Below are 655 nucleotides of genomic sequence, written 5' to 3'. Positions count from 1 at the left end.
AGTGGTGACGCAGTACCGGTTCAGTCGGGCCTCGCGAGGATTCCCATCGTTCTCGTCCCACGCTTCCAGCGTGAACTCGTGGGCCTCTAGATCGCCGTCAGCACCCTCAAACACGGCTGCAACCGACGGCGTCCCGTGGTTGTCAGCGACGTAGGCCACTTCAACGGCGTCGTGGCCGGCGTCAAGTCTCTGCCAGCCATCGAGTTTGTCTGGCGGGTCCTCAGCGAACTGTTCGATCTTGCGCTGAGTCAGTTCGGCTTCTGCGGCGTCGCGCCATGCTTGCTTGATGTCCTCGGCTTGGGACCGTTCGATCTCCTGAAGGACGTCGCTGTCGATGCACTCTCTGGCCCACGCAAGCACGGTCTTGGCCTTTTTGTGCTTCTGCTCGGGTTCGCCGTCCAACTGTCCGAAGTTCATCTCTTGGGGAGTCATCAAGAGAACTGACGACCGCCAGTAGCCGGGGTCAGCGTCGCGATCCTCGCCAGCATCGGGGGTCCACGACTCCATCGAGGTTCGGACTTCTTCGTGGTGCCCGAAGCCGGTTCGGACGCCGCCGGCGCGCAGGATCAGTACCTCACAAAGCGTCTTCAGCTAACTGCTTCTGACGGGTGGGTTCATTCGGAACAGCGGCTGGAACGGCGGTTGACACTCACTC

At 61.5% G+C, this 655-nt stretch carries 1 pseudogene; it reads right to left on the bottom strand.

From position 1 onward, the window contains the following. Window positions 1-567: pseudogene (locus C442_RS19335) on the bottom strand (hypothetical protein); the annotation flags it as partial. Between the last annotated feature and the right edge of the window lie 88 nt (window positions 568-655).

Origin of the sequence: Haloarcula amylolytica JCM 13557, from assembly GCF_000336615.1 — an archaeon.
Classification (GTDB): domain Archaea; phylum Halobacteriota; class Halobacteria; order Halobacteriales; family Haloarculaceae; genus Haloarcula; species Haloarcula amylolytica.
Note: the sequence above shows the minus strand (reverse complement) of the source record. Positions and strands in the feature narration are given on the sequence as shown.